Consider the following 15,537-nt stretch of genomic DNA (forward strand, 5'->3'; position numbering starts at 1 on the left):
CGGGTGGTGGTGCTGGGCCGGACGGGGCGTGTCGCGCCGTCCGGGGTGAGTTCGCCGTGAGGCGAGGCCACTCGACTGGGCATGCGCCTCTTCCGCACCACCCGTCTCGCGGTCACCGCGGGCCTCGCCGCGGTCCTGGCCCTCCTGACCGGCCCGGTGCCGGCCCAGGCGGCCGAGCCCGCGTGGGGTCTGGTGGCGTCGTCGTGCACCCCGCCGGCGATCGCCGCGAACCGCGCGGTGGGGATCGGGCTCGTCGAGGTCGAGGCGTACTGGGACCGCTACCTCCCGAGCGGCCCGGGCGCCGTGGACACCGCCTACGCCGCCGACCTCCGGGCCCGCGTCACCGCCTGCCTCGACAACGGCATCCAGGTCGTGCTCGGGCCGGGGACGCAGTACCCGCCCGCCTGGGTCCGCGGGCTCCCGGGCGCAGCGCTGGTCGACCAGCGCGGGAAGAGCCCCGTGACCGGGGCGATCGACGTCGTCTACTCCGCGGCCGCGCGGCAGGCCCAGGACGACTACCTGCGCCGCCTCGTCGCCGACCTGCCCTCCGCGCGTCTCGACGGGTTCCGCGTCGGCACCAGCACCGCCGGTGAGATCGGGTTCCCGGGGCCGAACGAGGCGGGCGACGGGTTCCTGCAGAGCTGGTGGGCCTTCGGCGCGGACGCCCAGCAGGGCACGGGGCTCGCCGCGGGCACGCCCGTCACGCCGATGCCCGGGTGGATCCCGGGTCAGCGCACGTGGAACGGGCGCACGGTCACGCCGGCGATGGCCCAGAACTGGTTCCTCTGGTACTCGCGCTCGCTGCTCTACGCGATCAAGGGGCAGGTCGACACGCTGCGCGCCGCCGGCTACACGCGCCCCGTCCACGTGCCGTCGCCGGGCAAGGGCGTCCTGCCGGCCGACCTGACGACGGCGACGAACGCGCTGCTCGGCGGCGCCGGGGACCGTGACGGCTCGCTCGGACGGGGCCTGTTCTACGTCGACCAGTTCCCGGCGCTCGCCGGCAACGTCGCCGGCCCGCTCGTCGTCGACCTGACCGGCGTCGACGACGCGACGGCGGTCAGCGCGCGGGCGCTGAACCCGCCCCAGGACCGGTGCGCGGCGTCCGACGCCACCACCAGCGTCGCGTCCGGGACGCCGGTGCAGAACTGGTCGAACCTGCGCTTCGCGCGGGCCCAGGCCGCGCGGGCGGGGCTCGCGGCCGTCGGCGAGAACCCCGGCCCACCCGGTCCGGAGACCGGCGGGACGGCGACCAGCGACCCGATCGCCGAGCAGATCCGCCGCAGCCCCGGGTACGCGCGCTCGTGCTCGCTGATCGGCTTCTTCCTGGCGTTCGAGAGCGTGCTCGACGACCCCGCGTCCGGGGTGACGCGTCAGGACTACGTCAGGGCGGTCACGGGGTGATCCGCTGCTGACCGGGTATGTCACGCCATGTGGCTGTCGATCCTTCCCTCGGTTCCTCGAGCTGGCTTCCGGGGCCGAGCCAGGTGGTCCGCGAGGCGCTGATGCTCACGCGGCTCCCGCGCGGGGTCGCCGGCGTGCTCTGGCGCTGCGTGCGCCCTGACGCCCCGGTGCACACCGTCGAGGAGGCCGGCGACCACCGCGACCTGCCGCCGCCCCTGCCCGACGTCACGCTGCGCGACCAGCCCCTCGAGCAGGGGTTCGGGCCGGCGCTGCACCGGGAGTTCCGGGTGCAGGTCGTCGGGGCGCGGCGCAGCGCGGCCGAGCTGATCGGGGTCATCGCCCGCGACATGAACCTCGCGGTCGTGCCCGGCGTGGCGCGCTTCGACTACGTCGCGGCGAGCGAGGCGCTGCGCGTCGGCGACGAGCTCGTGGTGCGGATGCCCGGTCCCTGGGACGGGCCGGTGCGGGTGCTGCGGCGCTCGGCGACGTCGTTCCGCCTGGGCACGCTCGTCGGGCACCTCGAGGCCGGGCAGATCGAGTTCTCCGCGCGCGACCTCTCCGGCGGCGACCTGGAGTTCGGGATCACGACCTGGGCGCGCGCGGGCGACCGCGTCGCCGACCTGCTCTACTCGCGCCTCGGGCTCGCGAAGCAGATCCAGTACCTGCTCTGGGTCGAGTTCTGCGTGCGGGCGGCGTCGCTCGCCGGCGGACGCCTGGCGGACGGGGTGACGGTCCGGACCCGCACGGTCGCGTGGCCGGACGGCGTACACAGCGCGGAGGAAAATTCTTCCGAGGCGGTGTAACGACCCGCCGGCCCAGGACGACATCCCGGGTGCCCCGCGCGCCACCGGACCCCCGACCCGGTGGCCGCGGGGCTTTTCGTGCCCGCTTCGAGGTCGCCCGACGATCACCGGTCGTGTGACTCAAGGTGTCACAGTGACACGCGGGGTGAATGTGACGGCTCCGCGTCCCTCGACGGACGTACCCTCTGCCGCGTGGACGACGACGCGCGCGTGACGACGATGATCGTCGGTCTGCTCATCGCGTTCTGCGCCGTGCTCCTCGCGAAGTGGCTCGCGGTCGTCGCCATCGCCGCGTTCGTGCTCCTCGCGGTCCTGCGCTTCGCGCTGCGGCGGGTCGTGCGAGCGGCGCGCGCCCGGCGGGCGGCGCGAGCGGCGTCGGCGGTCGCGCCGCCGGCGGCGACCGGACCGGTGTCGCGCACGGCGTCTGCTGCCCCCGCGGTCTCGTCGGCGCTCCCGGGGCGCGCGTGCTCCTGGTGCGGCCTCGCGGGCGGTCACCACGACCTCCACGGCCGCCCCGTCCGCCCTCGCCACGCCCACGCGGGGGCCCTGACCCGGATGTGAGCGGCCGATCCGTGTCCCGAGGACACGGGTCCTCGTGTCCCCTCAGAGCACCAGGCGGGCGAGCAGGGCGCGGTGGTCGGAGCCCGGGATGTCGAGGACCTCGACCTCACGCGCCCGCGGGCCGCCGGTGGTGAGCACGTGGTCGATCTGGGCGCCGAGGGCGCGCGGGACGCCGGCGAACCAGGTGCCCGTCAGCGACTCGCCGCGCTCGGTGGCGGCGTCGTCGCAGCCCCGCGTGCCCGCGCGGAAGGCGGAGTGGTCGGGAGTGGCGTTGAAGTCGCCGACCACGAGCGCCGGGCCCGCCGAGCACCACCGCTGCATCTGCGCGAGCTCGCCCGGCCAGTAGGACACCCAGCCGGGGACGATGGACACCACGTGCACCGCGCCCAGTCGGACGGGGCCGAGGATGCCGCCGGTGACCTCGGCCCACGGGTAGCGCGTGTCGGTCGGCGACCCCGGGGCGTCGGAGATCGTGCGCGCGGTCACGTCGCCGGCGCGCGGCGACGACAGGACCGTGATCCCGCGGACGTCGGCGGCCCGCGCGGGCACGTTCGTCCACGACCGGTACTCCGGCAGCAGCGCCGCGATCCGGGCCCGGAAGCGCTCGCCGGCCTCGGGCAGCACGACGAGGTCCGGGCGCTCGCGCCGCACCAGCGAGGCGAGTGCGCCGACGTCGGCCTTGCCCTCGAACGCGTTGAACTCGAGCACGGTCAGCGGCGTGCCCCCGGGCGGCGGCGCGGCGCCCGGGATCGCGCGCGGGACGACGAACGCCGCCGCCACCGCCACGACGACCGCGACCCCGATCAGCCCGGCGACCCCGGCCGCCCGGGCACGGCGCCGCACGACCAGCACGAGCCCGACCACCGCCACGAGCACCGCTCCCGCCACCGTGAGGGCCGGCCGCAGCGCGGTGAACACCGCGAACGGGAGGTGGCGGTCGAGGCCGACCAGGTCCGGCAGGAGCACGAGCGCGGCGAGCACCACCGGCACCAGCACGACGCCCACGACCCGCACGACCGGGCGGCGGGACGGGGGAGGGCCGGGCTCGCGCCGCACGAGGTCGGCGGCGCGGGAGGGCATCGGACCACACTAGGTGGCCCGGTGTGAGGTCGGAGATCAGTCCGCGCGGCGCGGACCGATGCCGCCGATGCCCTCCGCGTCACGGCCGATCTTGAGGTCGGTGACGATGATCGAGCCGTTCTCGCGGATGGCCTGCGCCCGGTACATTCCCATCTTCAGGTAGGCGTCCCGGGTGCTCATCGTGCCGTCGCGCGGCTGCCAGTTCGTGACGCCGGTGGGGCGCCCGTCCCGCCAGACCGTCACCGAGCCCTCGCTCGGGTCCTGGGCGAACTTCACGCGCATCGTCAGGTCGATCCGCTGTCCGGGCGAGACCGGGCCGATCGCCTGCATGTCGTCGCCCTCGCTGACCATGTACAGCTGCCCGCGCGTGACCTGCAGGGCCAGCGGCGGCGAACCGTTCGGCGAGGTGTGGTGCCACTGCAGGATGACCTGCCAGTTGCCCGTGTCGGTGGGGAAGTCGTCCGACAGGTGCGCGGTGTAGCGGATGAACTGCTCGTCGCCGTCCGTCGGCTCGGTGCCCGGACCCTTCGGCAGGACCTCGCTGCGCTTCCCGCCGGGCCCGAGGGAGAACTGCCAGGCCTGACGCCCCGGGTCGTCCGGGTTGGCGACGATCCGGGGCCGCGGCCCGTTCTCGACGAGACCGTCGTTGGCGCTGTTGTCGAAGAGCCGGCTGAACGCGCCGGCCGCCGCGTCGAACAGGGCACCGACCACGGGCTGCGGGCCCTCCTCGGTGGGCGTGGTCGTCGTGATCTCCGACGGGGACACCGGCACCACCGACGACGGCGGGGTGACGCCCGGCGTGCTCGGCAGCACGGAGTCGAACAGGCCGGCGGGCGCCGCCACCGACGGCTGCGGGTCGTTCGGCGCCGACGACGGCAGCGGCGAGCCCGGGGTCATCAGCGCGAACAGCGCGGCGACGCCGCCCCCGCCGACGAGACCGATCGTGGCGCGCAGCGGGAGGCCCGTGCGGCGCCTCGGCCCGGCGTCGGACGTCACCGCGGGCGTGGGCGTGGGCGTGGGGAGCGCGGTGACCGCGTCCGCGTCGACCCGCGCGTGCCGCCCGGTGGAGGTCGGGGTGGCGACCGCGATGCCCGCCGTCACGATCGGGCCGGTGGCCGGGTCGGCGGCGGGGTCGGGGCGGTGGCGGGCACGCGGCTCGATGGCGCGCGTGACGGCCGTGGGCGCGCCGGTGTGCCGGCCCGTGTCCTGCCGACCGGACGCCGCGGCCCCGAAGGCCTCCGTGGGGTCGGAGGCGTGGTGGCGGTTGCGCGGCGCGGCGGTGGTGGTGGCGGCGGTCGTGTCGGTCGCGGCGGTCGTGTCGGTCGTGTCGGTCGTGTCCGTCGCGGGCAGCACGAACGGCCCAGTGCCCGGGGCCCGGCGGTGGCGTGCCCGTGCGCTCTCGTCGCCGCCGACCGCCGGGGACGAGGCCGGCGACGGAGCGCCGGGGACCCGCATCCCGCGCTGCGCGCGGCGGGTGCGGTGGCTGCGCGCGGGACGACGCCCGTGGTCGGGCGTGGTGTCGGCGTGGCTGGCCACGTCGGTCATCGAGGGCGTCTCCCGGGTCGGTCCGGACGGGTGAAGGGGGAGCCCCCGTCGCGGGGCCGTGCAGTCGTGCTCGTGTGCCCAGTTTGTCACCCGACCGTGACTTCTCCTGCTGCCGAAGCGTGGTCTTGGGCCGAACGGCGTGGTCCTCGCGGCGGATGGCGCCGCCGTCCGGCCGTCAGCTCACGACCACGTCACGTGGCCGACCGCTGCCCGACGGTGACCGCACGTCGGCGGGAGTCGTCCGAGACCGTCCGGACCGGGTCGCGGTCGGGTCACGGCACGGTGTCGCCCCGGCGTCGACGACCGGTCGGCCCGACGGCGGGACGGGTTGAGCGCGACCGATCATCGTCTCCGCTCGGCGCTCGCTCCTGGCGGGTCGTCGCCGTGCGGCCGCGGTGGTGCCGGAGCTGAGGGGCCGGTGTCCCGGGCCACCGGGGACACTCCTCCGATCGGGGGAGCCGCCCGGCCGGTCGTCGCGTCCCGACGGCGCGTGGGCGGCGGCGTCCTCAGGGTCTCTCAGGTTCGCGGTTCGTGACCGGCCGCATGCCTAGCGTTCCCGGCGATGCGTACGACGACCACGCCGGAGCACCCCGTCACGGGGTCGGGCCCGGCCACCGCGAACCACCTCGGGGGCCGTGAGCTCGGAGGGCGGGACGGCGCCGGGATGGTCCGGATCGGCCTGCACCTGCTGCTGGCCGCGCTGCCGCTCCTCGCGATCTCCGCCCACGTCTTCGGGCTGATCACGATGAACGTCTCGGCGGGCATCCTCGTGATCCCCCTGGCCGCCGCGATCGTCGCACTGACGGTCCTCGCGCCGCACACCGGCGACCGCGTCGTCGCCGACGGGATGATCTGGGGCGTCGTCGGCTGCGCGATCTACGACGGCTTCCGGCTCACGACGGTCCACGTGTTCGGCTGGTGGGCCGACTTCATCCCCACCATGGGCACCTGGATCACCGGGAACCCGGACGACCTCACCGCCGGCGCGGTCGTCGGCTATCTCTGGCGCTACGTCGGCGACGGCGGCGGCATCGGGATCACGTTCTTCGCCCTGGCCTGCGCCTTCGGCCTGCAGCGCTGGTCGCGCCGCGCGGTCGTCGGGGCGTCGATCGCCTTCTCGGTCTTCCCGGTCTGGGCCGGTCTCATCGGCACCGTCGCGATCGCCCCGCGCGGTCAGACGATGATGTTCCCGCTGACCTGGGTCACCATCACGCTCTCGCTGATCGGCCACCTGATCTTCGGCTGGATCATGGGTCTCGGCTTCTACCGCTCCCGATCGGTGCGCCGGGCGTGGCCGTGGAAGCCGGTCACCGGCAGCCTGCCGGCCCTGGCCGTCGGCACCGGCCGCCAGCCCGCGCTCCCGGCCCCGCGCCACCCGCAGACCCCGCCCGCGGGCCAGTCGATGGACCCGGACACCTGGGAGCTGTGGCGCCGCCAGCTCGAGGCGAACACCGCCGGCCGCCGGTCGGCCCGCCGCGAACGCGTGCGCTGACGTGCGCTGACCCGCACTCGTCCCGCTCTTCCCGAACCCCGCTCCCCAGCGCCGCACGACCCCGGCCCGGCATCCCCCGACGGGCCGGGGTCGCCGCGGTTCGGGCCCCGGGAGAAGCACCCCGCACGCACCGGGAAAGCACACGGCCCCGGTGGCGTTTCGGGGACGCCACCGGGGCCGTGCCGGTCCTGCTGCCCGCCGGCCGGCGGGCGTGGTCACTACTGGATCGGGAGCTCCATCGGCACGCCGGAGCCCGAACCGGAGGACGAACCCTCCGACGACGAGCCCTCGTCGTCCGAGCCCTCGTCGTCCGAGCCCTCGCTCGACGCCGACTGCGTCGACGACGACTCGCTCGACGGCTCCGCCGAGGCGGACTGGGTGGCGGACTGGGTGTCCGCGCTCTGCTCGTCGGAGTCGCCCCCGCCGAGGACCCCGCCGAGGAGCGCGTTCGCCGGCTCGCAGACGACGTCGTGCACCGGCTGCGTGACCTGGCCGCCCGCCTCGAACACCGGGGCGCTCGCGTCGGACGTGACGCCGTTGACGGTGTCCTCGCCGGTGTGCGTCGCGTCGTCGACGACCGGGATCCGGCAGTTCTCCGACTCGTGGCTGCTCGAGCTCGCGCTCTCGCTGTCGTGGCCGCCGGACGACGGCGCCTCTCCGGCGAAGGCCATGCTCGTGCCGCCGCCGAGCAGCGCCGCCGCCGCGGTGGCGGTGAACAGGCTCTTGCCGGCGACGGAGGTCATGGCGCCGCCGGAGCGGCGCGCGGAGTGCTGACCCATGGGTCTGTACCTCATCGCGTCAGGGTGGGAAGCGGTGGCGACGCACGGGCAGAGTGACCCCGTCCGTCTGGAGGGCGTGACGCTGCGTCCTCTGGGGCGATCAACGAGAAGGTCACGACTCGATAACGGGGCTCTCGGGCGACTCACCCGGACGAGCGACGAACCTCGGGGCCTCGTGCGGCTCACCAGGCGATGTCCCGGTCACGTCCGCGCAGCGCACGGCTCCGCGGCGGGATCTCAGGTGACGCGGGCCACCTCGAGCGTCACGGCGCCGCCGTTGGCGCCGTAGCCGGTCCACGCGTCGTTGGCGAAGGCGTAGAGGTAGCCGCCGCGCGGGGCGGTGAGCTCGCGGCGCCCGGTCGGCCCGATCGGCACGGTGGTGCCCTCGTGCACGGTGCCGTCGAGGTCGACGACGTCGTCGGCGACCGCCGCGACCAGCTCCAGCCACGCCGCCCCCGGCACGCGCCGGCTGCCGACGATGTCGCTGCGCGTGTTGCCCGTGACGTGCTCGACGGCCCGGCGCACCCCGTCGAGCACGGTGCCCAGCGCGTAGGACGGCCAGGACAGCAGCGGCCACGGCGAGGCGCCGGTGCCCGGGGAGGCGGCCCCGTGGTCGCGCCACGCGCCCGACACCGCCAGCGCGTAGCGGCCCGGCACGAGGTAGAGCCCGGTCTCGACCCACGGCTCGTCGGCGGCGACCGGCACGGCGGCGGACTCGCCCACCGCCAGCACCCGGCCGGGCCGGTAGGGCGGGTCGAGCTCGCAGCGCCGGCGCGCCACGGCGGAGGCGCTGACGTCGGGCGCGCCCTCGACCACGCGCGGGGCGGTGCGCGGGCGCGGGCTCAGCACCCGCCACAGCCCGTCGACGCCGTCGTCGAGCGGGGCGCACGGGTCACCCCGCGGGCGGGGCGGGGCGTCGGCGCGCCAGCGCGGGGCGATCGTCGCGTCGAGCTCGTCGGCCATCCAGCGCAGGGCGCCGTCGGAGAGGTCGGTCTCGGGCTTGCCGCCGCCGACGTCGCCGTGCCCGCCGGGGAACCAGACCTGGGCGAACGAGGTGTGCCGGTCCGGTGGCGGGGTGGGCCACACCGAGGGCACGTAGGGCCCGCGGCGCTCGTCCAGCGCGATCGCGTGGCGGGCGTGGCGGACGTCCGGGGCGAGCTCGAGGTCGTGGAACTCGATCATCTGCCGCCCGGCGAGCCCCGAGAGCAGCCCGAAGGTGCGCGGGATCCCGAGCGCGCCGACCGTGTCCCACACCCCGAGGAACGCGATCGGCGCGCGGTCGTCGGGGGCGAAGCCGGGGTGGTGGGTCAGGCCGGTGAGCTCCCGCTTCGCGCGGTAGCCCTCGGCGAAGACGCGCTCGACGAGGGCGTCGCGGGCGGCGTCGTCCTGGTCCGGGGAGAAGGCCACCAGGCCGCACGCCGCGAGCATCCCGACCGTGCTGCGCGCGGTGAACGCGCCGCGGCTGTAGCCGAGGAACACGAGCTCGTCGCCGGGCCGGAACGTCTCGGCGAGCCAGCGGTAGACCTCGCGGATCGCCTCGGGCAGGCCCGCGCCGAACGCCCCGTCGAGCACGCGGCGCACCGGGCCGCCGTCGGTGCCGAGCCCCTCGAAGTAGCGCGGGAGCTGGTCGTCGGTGGTGGCCAGCCGGTCGTGGAGGCGCGCGACGTTCGTCCGGTCGGTGGCGGTGTTCCAGGTGCCGTCGCAGCAGACGACGAGCCGCCGCGTCACGCTCACCTGATCAGTGTCCCGTGATGATGAACGGCGGCCCGACGTCGGGGTGAGCGACGCCATGCGGAAAACTGGACCGACGGTGACGGCGTGAACACCGTGGGGGAGGGCCGGGAGACGTGGTGAGCAGCGGGACATCGATTGCCCCGTCCGGCGCCCGCACCCGCAGCGAGCGACGCCCCGAGATCGAGGGCCTGCGCGGCCTCGCCGCCGTCCTCGTGGTCGTCTACCACGTCTGGGTCGGGCGCGTGTCCGGCGGCGTCGACGTGTTCTTCCTGCTCTCGGGCTTCTTCGTGCTCGGGATGGTGGCCCGCCGGGCGATGCGCGGCGAGCCGGTCGACCTCGGCGCGACGTGGACGCGACTGTTCTGGCGCCTCGTCCCGACCGCCGGGCTGGTGCTGCTCGCGAGCACCGTCGCCGCGGCGGTCCTGCTCCCGCCCTCGACGTGGGCCCGCAACCTGCGCGAGCTGTTCGCCTCCGGCCTGTTCGTCGAGAACTGGCGCCTCGCGACCGACGCCGTCGACTACTACGCGAACCACGGGTCGGCGAGCGTCGCCCAGCACTTCTGGTCGCTGTCGATCCAGGCGCAGTTCTACCTCGCCGCCCCGCTGCTGGTGATCCTCGTGGCCTGGTGGGCGCGTTCCCGCGGGGTCGACGTGCGCTCCGCGCTGCTGGCGGCGCTCTCGGCGGTCGCCGTCGTGTCGTTCGTGCACTCGGTGCACGCCACGGCCACCGACCAGGCCTTCGCGTACTTCGACACCCGCACGCGCCTGTGGGAGTTCGCGCTCGGCGGGGTGCTCGCGCTTGTCCTCGACCGGGTGCGGCTCGGACGGCGGGCGCGGGCGGTGCTCGGCTGGGCCGGCGTCATCGGGCTGGTGACGTGCGGCGCGGTGCTCGACGTGGGCGCCGCCTTCCCCGGCTACCTCGCGCTGTGGCCGGTGCTCTCCGCGGCGGCGGTGGTCGTCGCGGGCCGGGCCGGCGCCGGCGAGCGCCTCGCGACGCCGACCGCGCAGTACCTCGGCAGCATCAGCTACCCGCTCTACCTGTGGCACTGGCCGGTGCTGGTCGTGGCGCTGGTGCTCACGGGCGCGACGACGCCGGGGCTGGTCGGCGGCGTGGTCGTGGTGGCCGTGTCGCTGGCGCTCGCGATCGCGACCCACCACCTCGTCGAGGAACCGCTGCGCCGGGTGTCGCTGCCGCGCCCCGTCGGCCTCGCCTCGCTGACCGTCGTGGCGACGCTGATCCCGGCGATGACCGGGCTCGGCGTCTGGGCCGCCGTCGTCGCCGCGGACCGGGGCACGCCGGTCGCCGTCGGCGACCAGGACCACCCCGGCGCCGCCGTCCTCGTCGCCGACCACGAGTCCATCGGCGATCCCTCGGCGCCGGTGCAGCCGTCGACGGCCCGCGTGCAGGACGACTGGGCGCAGTACCGCGACGCGTGCGCGCCGGTGCCCGGCCACCCGGTGCTCGAGCAGTGCGTGCCGATCGCGCCCCCGGGCGAGCCGCAGCGCCGGCTCACCCTCGTCGGGGACTCGCACATGCAGCAGCTCCTGCCGGCCATCGAGCCGCTGGCGCGCGAGCGCGGGTGGCAGGTCACCACGCTCATCCGGGCCCGCTGCCCGTTCTCGCTGGCCTCGGAGACCGACCCGAACGACGCGACGTGCGTCGACTGGAACGCGGCGGCCGTCGAGCACCTCGCCGCCGACCGGCCGGACGCCGTGATCGTCGGCGCCAGCCGGGACGTCCGGGCCGGGCTGACCGAGTCGACGCCGGACGGGTTCGTCGCCGGCTGGCGCGCGCTCGACGGGCTCGGCATCCCCGTCGTGGCCGTGCGGGACAACCCGCGCTACGACCACCGCCCGTCGGAGTGCTTCGAGACCTACGGCCGCGGGGCGGAGCAGTGCGAGATCCCGCGCGCCGAGCTGCTCGCGCCCGACCCGCCGTACGCGCTGCGCGACGACGTGCCGTCGAACGTCTCGTTCCTCGACCTCAGCAACGAGATCTGCACGCCGGGGACCTGCCCGCCCGAGATCGGCAACGTGCTGGTCTACCTCGACGACAACCACCTGACCGCGTCCTACAGCCGGACGATGTCGCCGGCGGTGGGGAACCAGCTGCCGTCGCTGCTCGGCTGGTAGCGCTCGCGCCTGCTCAGCCCGTCGGCTCCTCGCCGGCCGCGGCGGTCCCCTGGTCCTCGGGGTCGAGGTCGAGGTCGAACGCGGGCTCGACCTGGTCGGGGTCGGCGTCGGGGGCGGTGTCGGGCGCGTCGTCCGGGGGCTGCTCGTCGGGGGAACGCGGGTCGCTGCTCATCACGGGCAGCGGTACCCGGGATGCGCGCGTCCGACGCGGGCGGCCGTGTCACGGGCACGTTGCGGGCGTGGGGTTGCGTCGCGGGGTCCGTGACATGGGCGACGCAGGGTGACCGCCAACCGTCGATCTCGACACCCGTCTGGATCCATGAGCGCAGGGAGTGACCGCGCTCGGGGGCAGAAGGAGAGAGTCGGATGTTCGTCATCGTTGCCGTGGTCGTCGTCGGTGTGATCTTCCTGTGCGGGGCGCTGCTGGGTGTCAGCGTCGCGCAGACGGGCGCCGCCGACCGAGCCCGTCGCAACCAGCGCGACCGGCACATCTCGGCGGTGCGGACCGAGTCGCTGCTCTCGCACTCCTGACGGGAACATTCCGCGGCCCCGTCACCGTCGAAGCGGCATGGACGTCGACCCGGCCGATCTCTTCACCGACCTCGACGGTGACGGTCTGGTCGACGTCACCGCGGTGGACACCGACGGCGACGGGGTGCTCGACCTGGCCTGGACCGACCTCGACGGCGACGGGGCCGTCACGGGCGACGAGGTCCACCCGGTCACCGACGGCGCGTGGTCGAGCGACGGGTACCGCCTGGAGGACCGCGACGGGGTGCTGCCCCCGGCAGGCGACGACGACATCCACGGCGACCCGGAGCAGGCGTCGTCCTACTGGTACGCGCAGTCGGTCAACGGTTACTGCGTGCCGGCGGCGGTCGCGCAGATCGTCGGGGAGTGGCAGGGCCAGAACGTCGGCGAGCCGGAGGTCGTGTCCCGCGCGGTCGCGCACGGCTGGCTGACCACCACCGACACGGACGGCGACGGGGTGCCTGACGACGCCTCGGGCATGACGTCCCGGGACGCCGAGGCGCTGCTCGAGAGCTACGGCATCCCGGCGACGACCACCCACGGCAGCCTCAAGGACCTCGAGTCCCTGCTGGACGCGGACCGCGACATCATCGCCTACGTCGACTCCGACGAGATCTGGTACGGCGCCGACGACGACGGCTCCGACGGGGGCTCGGACGCCAACCACGCGGTCGTCGTCACCGGGATCGACGACGAGAACGTGTACCTCGCCGACCCGGGCGACCCGAGCGGCGCGATCTCGGTGGTGCCGCGGGCGACCTTCGAGGACGCGTGGGACGACTCGGGCCACGAGATGCTCGTGACCGACACCGCGCCGCCGCGCTCGGAGCCGGCGGCCAACGCGCCGACCCACGACATGCCCGGCACCGGGCCCGCGGGTGCGCCGCCCGCCGAGGGGGCCGGCGGGAAGCCGAGCATGCTGATCTCGCTCGACTCGAGCGGCGTGGTGCTGCTCCCGATCGTGCTGCGCGACGTCGCCGTCACGACCGCGGCCGTCTCCGCCGCCCTCGTCGCCGCCGGCGTGGTCCGTGCCCGCCGCTCACGCACGTCCTAGTGGGCGCAGGTCGTGGCGACCGTGCGGGCGACGCGGGTGGTGACGAGGTTCCAGTCCTCGGCGGCGACCGGGTCGGTCTGCAGCCAGTCCATGACGTCGTCGACGCCGGCGGCGTAGGCGCGCTGCTCGGGCGAGGAGTCGCCGTACGTCGCCGCGAGGTCGCCCTCGCGGGCGGCGACGACGCCCGCCCACTGCCCGCTCGGCGTGCGGCCGAGGGTCACGACCGTCTCGTCGATGGCGTCGGCGACCACAGTGGCGCACTGCCCGACGACGGTCGGCGCGGCGGGCGCCGGCGCGGTGGCGGCGGACGCGCTCACCGCGGTGACGAGGCCCGGGATCTGCGCGCCCATCCCGACCAGCGCCATCGCGGCGCCCGCGACGGCGACGGCGAGCGGGGCGCGGGTGGCGGCGCGGCGGCGTCGCGGGGCGGGCGCGACCGGGGGCGTCGACGGCATCGCCCGCGGCGGGGTCGGCACGCCGGTCACGGGGTCGCGGCGGTACGCGGTCGGCGGCGGGTAGCCGAGGCCGGCGGGCGGGGCGTCGGCGGGGACCACGCGGCGGGAGACGCAGCGGAGCGGAGCTCGCCCGTCGAGGTCACCGGGGACGAGGACCGGGACCACCGCATGCGTGACCGCTCCGTCCTCACGGCGGTGGTGCTGCCCCATGTCGACCCCCGAACGGCCTAGTCGGCGAGCGCCCGGTTGGACGCTGTGTGAGCGATGTCGCCATGGGCCGGACTTCCGTTAGCTCCCCGAGACCCGTACAGGCCGGGTCCACCGGGTCGGGTGAACGGAGCACTCCGGAGGAGTACCGACGAGGTCCCGGGAACCTGACGTCTCCTGACAGGAACGGCTCCTAGCGTCGGTGCCGTGTCCACCTCACTCGCCATGATCAACCTCGACGGCCCCGACCCGCGGGCGCAGGCCGCCTTCTACGGCACCCTGCTCGGCTGGGAGACCGTCCACGCCGAGGACGAGTACGCGATGATCTCGTCCGACGGCGCGCCGATCGGGTTCGGCCGGGTGCCGGGCTGGACGGCGCCGCCGTGGCCCGACCCCGAGGGCGTCAAGCGCTACCACCTCGACCTCGCCGTCGACGACCTCGACGCCGCCGTCGCCCGGGCCCGCGAGCTCGGCGCCACGGTGCCCGAGCACCAGCCGGGACAGACGTGGACGGTGCTGATCGACCCGGTCGGTCACCCGTTCTGCCTGTGCCCGCGCCGATGACGACCCTCAGGGGGATGACACGGGCTCCTCCACTCTGACGACGCCTCGCGGGCATCCGGCCGCCTAACCTCCTCGGGGGCGACATGGGGGCGGCGACGTGCAGATCAGCGTGGTCAGGCCGGACGAGCTGGGCGCGTCCGACCTCGACCGATGGCGGTCGTTCCAGTGCTCCGGCCCGACCGCCCACCCCTTTCTCGCCCCCGAGTTCGTGCAGGCGGTCGGACGGCTGCGCCGGCAGGTGCGGGTCGCCGTGATGGAGGACGACGGCGGCACCGTCGGCTTCTTCCCCTTCGAGCGCGGGCGCCTGGGCTACGGCACCCCACCCGCCCCCGGCCTGACCGACGCGCACGGGCTCGTCCACGCCCCGGACGCGGAGTGGGACCCGCAGGAGCTCCTGCGGGCCTGCGGGCTGTCGGTGTGGGAGTTCGACCACCTCGTGGACGGGCAGAAGCCGTTCGAGCGCTTCCAGGTGCTGCGGGTGCCGTCGCCGGTCATGGACCTCAGCGGCGGCTACGCGGCGTTCCGGGCCGACGTGCGCTCACGGTCGAAGTCGTTCCTCTCCGAGCTGGAGCGCAAGGGCCGGGCGCTCGGCCGCGATCACGGCGCCCTGACGTTCACCCTCGGCTCCGCCGACGTCGACGACCTGCGCCGGATCATGGCGTGGAAGTCGGAGCAGTACCGGCGCACCGGACGCAGCGACCGGTTCCGCGTCCCCTGGATCCGCGAGCTGCTCGAGTCGCTGCTGACCACCCGGACGGACACCTTCACCGGCACCCTCTCGGTGCTCCGCGCCGGCGACACCCCGATCGCCGGGCACTTCGGGCTGCGCAACGGCGCCGCCCTCGCCGGCTGGTTCCCGGCCTTCGACGCCGGGTTCCGCCGCTACTCGCCGGGCCTGCTCCACCACCTCATGCTCGCCGAGCACGCCGCGGCCGACGGCGTCGTCGAGATCGACATGGGACGCGGCGCGAAGGGCTACAAGGACTGCTTCCGCAGCCGCGACCTCGTCGTCGCGGAGGGCCGGATCGTGCGGCGCAGCCCGGCGGCCGCGGTGCACTGGGCGCGCCGCGAGCCGGTGCGCCGGCTGCGCAACCGTGTCCTCGCCGACCCGCGCCTGTACCGGGCGGCGGACAGGGTCCTCAAGCAGGCCGCGTCGGTGCACACCAGGGTCGTCGGCGCCGCTCAGACACGGTAGG

15 protein-coding genes are annotated in these 15,537 nt (G+C 75.4%); 9 read left to right on the forward strand and 6 right to left on the reverse strand.

Annotated elements, in window-relative coordinates:
- Positions 1-81 precede the first annotated feature (81 nt).
- From WCD58_RS14270 to WCD58_RS14280, 3 genes are all read left to right on the forward strand, one after another.
- Positions 82-1,404: a hypothetical protein gene (locus WCD58_RS14270; RefSeq protein WP_337703707.1), complete on the forward strand. Its 1,323-nt coding sequence runs from the start codon at positions 82-84 to the stop codon at positions 1,402-1,404.
- 101 nt (positions 1,405-1,505) lie between these two features.
- Positions 1,506-2,207: a DUF1990 family protein gene (locus WCD58_RS14275; RefSeq protein ID WP_337703708.1), complete on the forward strand. Its 702-nt coding sequence runs from the start codon at positions 1,506-1,508 to the stop codon at positions 2,205-2,207.
- Positions 2,208-2,399: 192 nt separating this feature from the next.
- Complete coding sequence (locus WCD58_RS14280) at positions 2,400-2,768, forward strand: hypothetical protein (protein WP_337703709.1); 369 nt, start codon at positions 2,400-2,402, stop codon at positions 2,766-2,768.
- 42 nt (positions 2,769-2,810) lie between these two features.
- On the opposite strand, the gene WCD58_RS14285 is transcribed toward WCD58_RS14280, so the two are convergent.
- Together WCD58_RS14285 and WCD58_RS14290 are read right to left on the reverse strand one after the other, a co-directional pair.
- Entirely contained in the window at positions 2,811-3,848 is a 1,038-nt protein-coding gene (locus WCD58_RS14285) for an endonuclease/exonuclease/phosphatase family protein (RefSeq protein ID WP_337703710.1), read from the reverse strand.
- Positions 3,849-3,884: 36 nt separating this feature from the next.
- Positions 3,885-5,393, reverse strand: a complete 1,509-nt coding sequence (locus WCD58_RS14290; RefSeq protein WP_337703711.1) for a heparin lyase I family protein — start codon at positions 5,391-5,393, stop codon at positions 3,885-3,887.
- 562 nt (positions 5,394-5,955) lie between these two features.
- Here WCD58_RS14290 and WCD58_RS14295 point away from each other — a divergent pair.
- Complete coding sequence (locus WCD58_RS14295) at positions 5,956-6,885, forward strand: hypothetical protein (RefSeq protein WP_337703712.1); 930 nt, start codon at positions 5,956-5,958, stop codon at positions 6,883-6,885.
- Between the two features lie 218 nt (positions 6,886-7,103).
- On the opposite strand, the gene WCD58_RS14300 is transcribed toward WCD58_RS14295, so the two are convergent.
- A complete protein-coding gene (locus WCD58_RS14300) occupies positions 7,104-7,664 on the reverse strand; it encodes a hypothetical protein (RefSeq protein ID WP_337703713.1) in 561 nt (186 codons plus the stop codon).
- A 237-nt stretch (positions 7,665-7,901) separates the two neighbouring features.
- On the reverse strand, positions 7,902-9,398 hold the full coding sequence (locus WCD58_RS14305; RefSeq protein ID WP_337703714.1) for a T6SS phospholipase effector Tle1-like catalytic domain-containing protein: 1,497 nt from the start codon (positions 9,396-9,398) through the stop codon (positions 7,902-7,904).
- Positions 9,399-9,514: 116 nt separating this feature from the next.
- Here WCD58_RS14305 and WCD58_RS14310 point away from each other — a divergent pair, with 116 nt between their 5' ends.
- Positions 9,515-11,530 carry an acyltransferase family protein gene (locus WCD58_RS14310; RefSeq protein WP_337703715.1) on the forward strand — a complete coding sequence of 672 codons (2,016 nt, stop codon included), beginning with the start codon at positions 9,515-9,517 and terminating at the stop codon, positions 11,528-11,530.
- A gap of 13 nt (positions 11,531-11,543) precedes the next feature.
- Here the strand turns inward: WCD58_RS14310 and WCD58_RS14315 are convergent, their stop codons facing one another.
- On the reverse strand, positions 11,544-11,702 hold the full coding sequence (locus WCD58_RS14315; protein WP_337703716.1) for a hypothetical protein: 159 nt from the start codon (positions 11,700-11,702) through the stop codon (positions 11,544-11,546).
- A 194-nt stretch (positions 11,703-11,896) separates the two neighbouring features.
- On the opposite strand from WCD58_RS14315, the gene WCD58_RS14320 reads away from it, so the two are divergent.
- Together WCD58_RS14320 and WCD58_RS14325 are read left to right on the forward strand one after the other, a co-directional pair.
- Positions 11,897-12,061, forward strand: coding sequence for a hypothetical protein (locus WCD58_RS14320; protein WP_337703717.1), 165 nt, complete (start codon positions 11,897-11,899; stop codon positions 12,059-12,061).
- A 37-nt stretch (positions 12,062-12,098) separates the two neighbouring features.
- Positions 12,099-13,115 (forward strand): C39 family peptidase, encoded by a 1,017-nt coding sequence (locus WCD58_RS14325; RefSeq protein WP_337703718.1) that lies wholly within the window; start codon positions 12,099-12,101, stop codon positions 13,113-13,115.
- Here WCD58_RS14325 and WCD58_RS14330 read toward each other — a convergent pair.
- Positions 13,112-13,735 (reverse strand): hypothetical protein, encoded by a 624-nt coding sequence (locus WCD58_RS14330; protein ID WP_337703719.1) that lies wholly within the window; start codon positions 13,733-13,735, stop codon positions 13,112-13,114. The genes WCD58_RS14325 and WCD58_RS14330 overlap by 4 nt on opposite strands.
- A 249-nt stretch (positions 13,736-13,984) precedes the next feature.
- Between WCD58_RS14330 and WCD58_RS14335 the strand changes: the two genes are divergently transcribed.
- Positions 13,985-14,341: a VOC family protein gene (locus tag WCD58_RS14335; protein ID WP_337703720.1), complete on the forward strand. Its 357-nt coding sequence runs from the start codon at positions 13,985-13,987 to the stop codon at positions 14,339-14,341.
- Positions 14,342-14,450: 109 nt separating this feature from the next.
- Positions 14,451-15,536: a GNAT family N-acetyltransferase gene (locus WCD58_RS14340; protein WP_337703721.1), complete on the forward strand. Its 1,086-nt coding sequence runs from the start codon at positions 14,451-14,453 to the stop codon at positions 15,534-15,536.
- The last annotated feature ends 1 nt before the right edge of the window (position 15,537 follow it).

The organism is Actinomycetospora flava (assembly GCF_037400335.1).
Taxonomy (GTDB): domain Bacteria; phylum Actinomycetota; class Actinomycetes; order Mycobacteriales; family Pseudonocardiaceae; genus Actinomycetospora; species Actinomycetospora flava.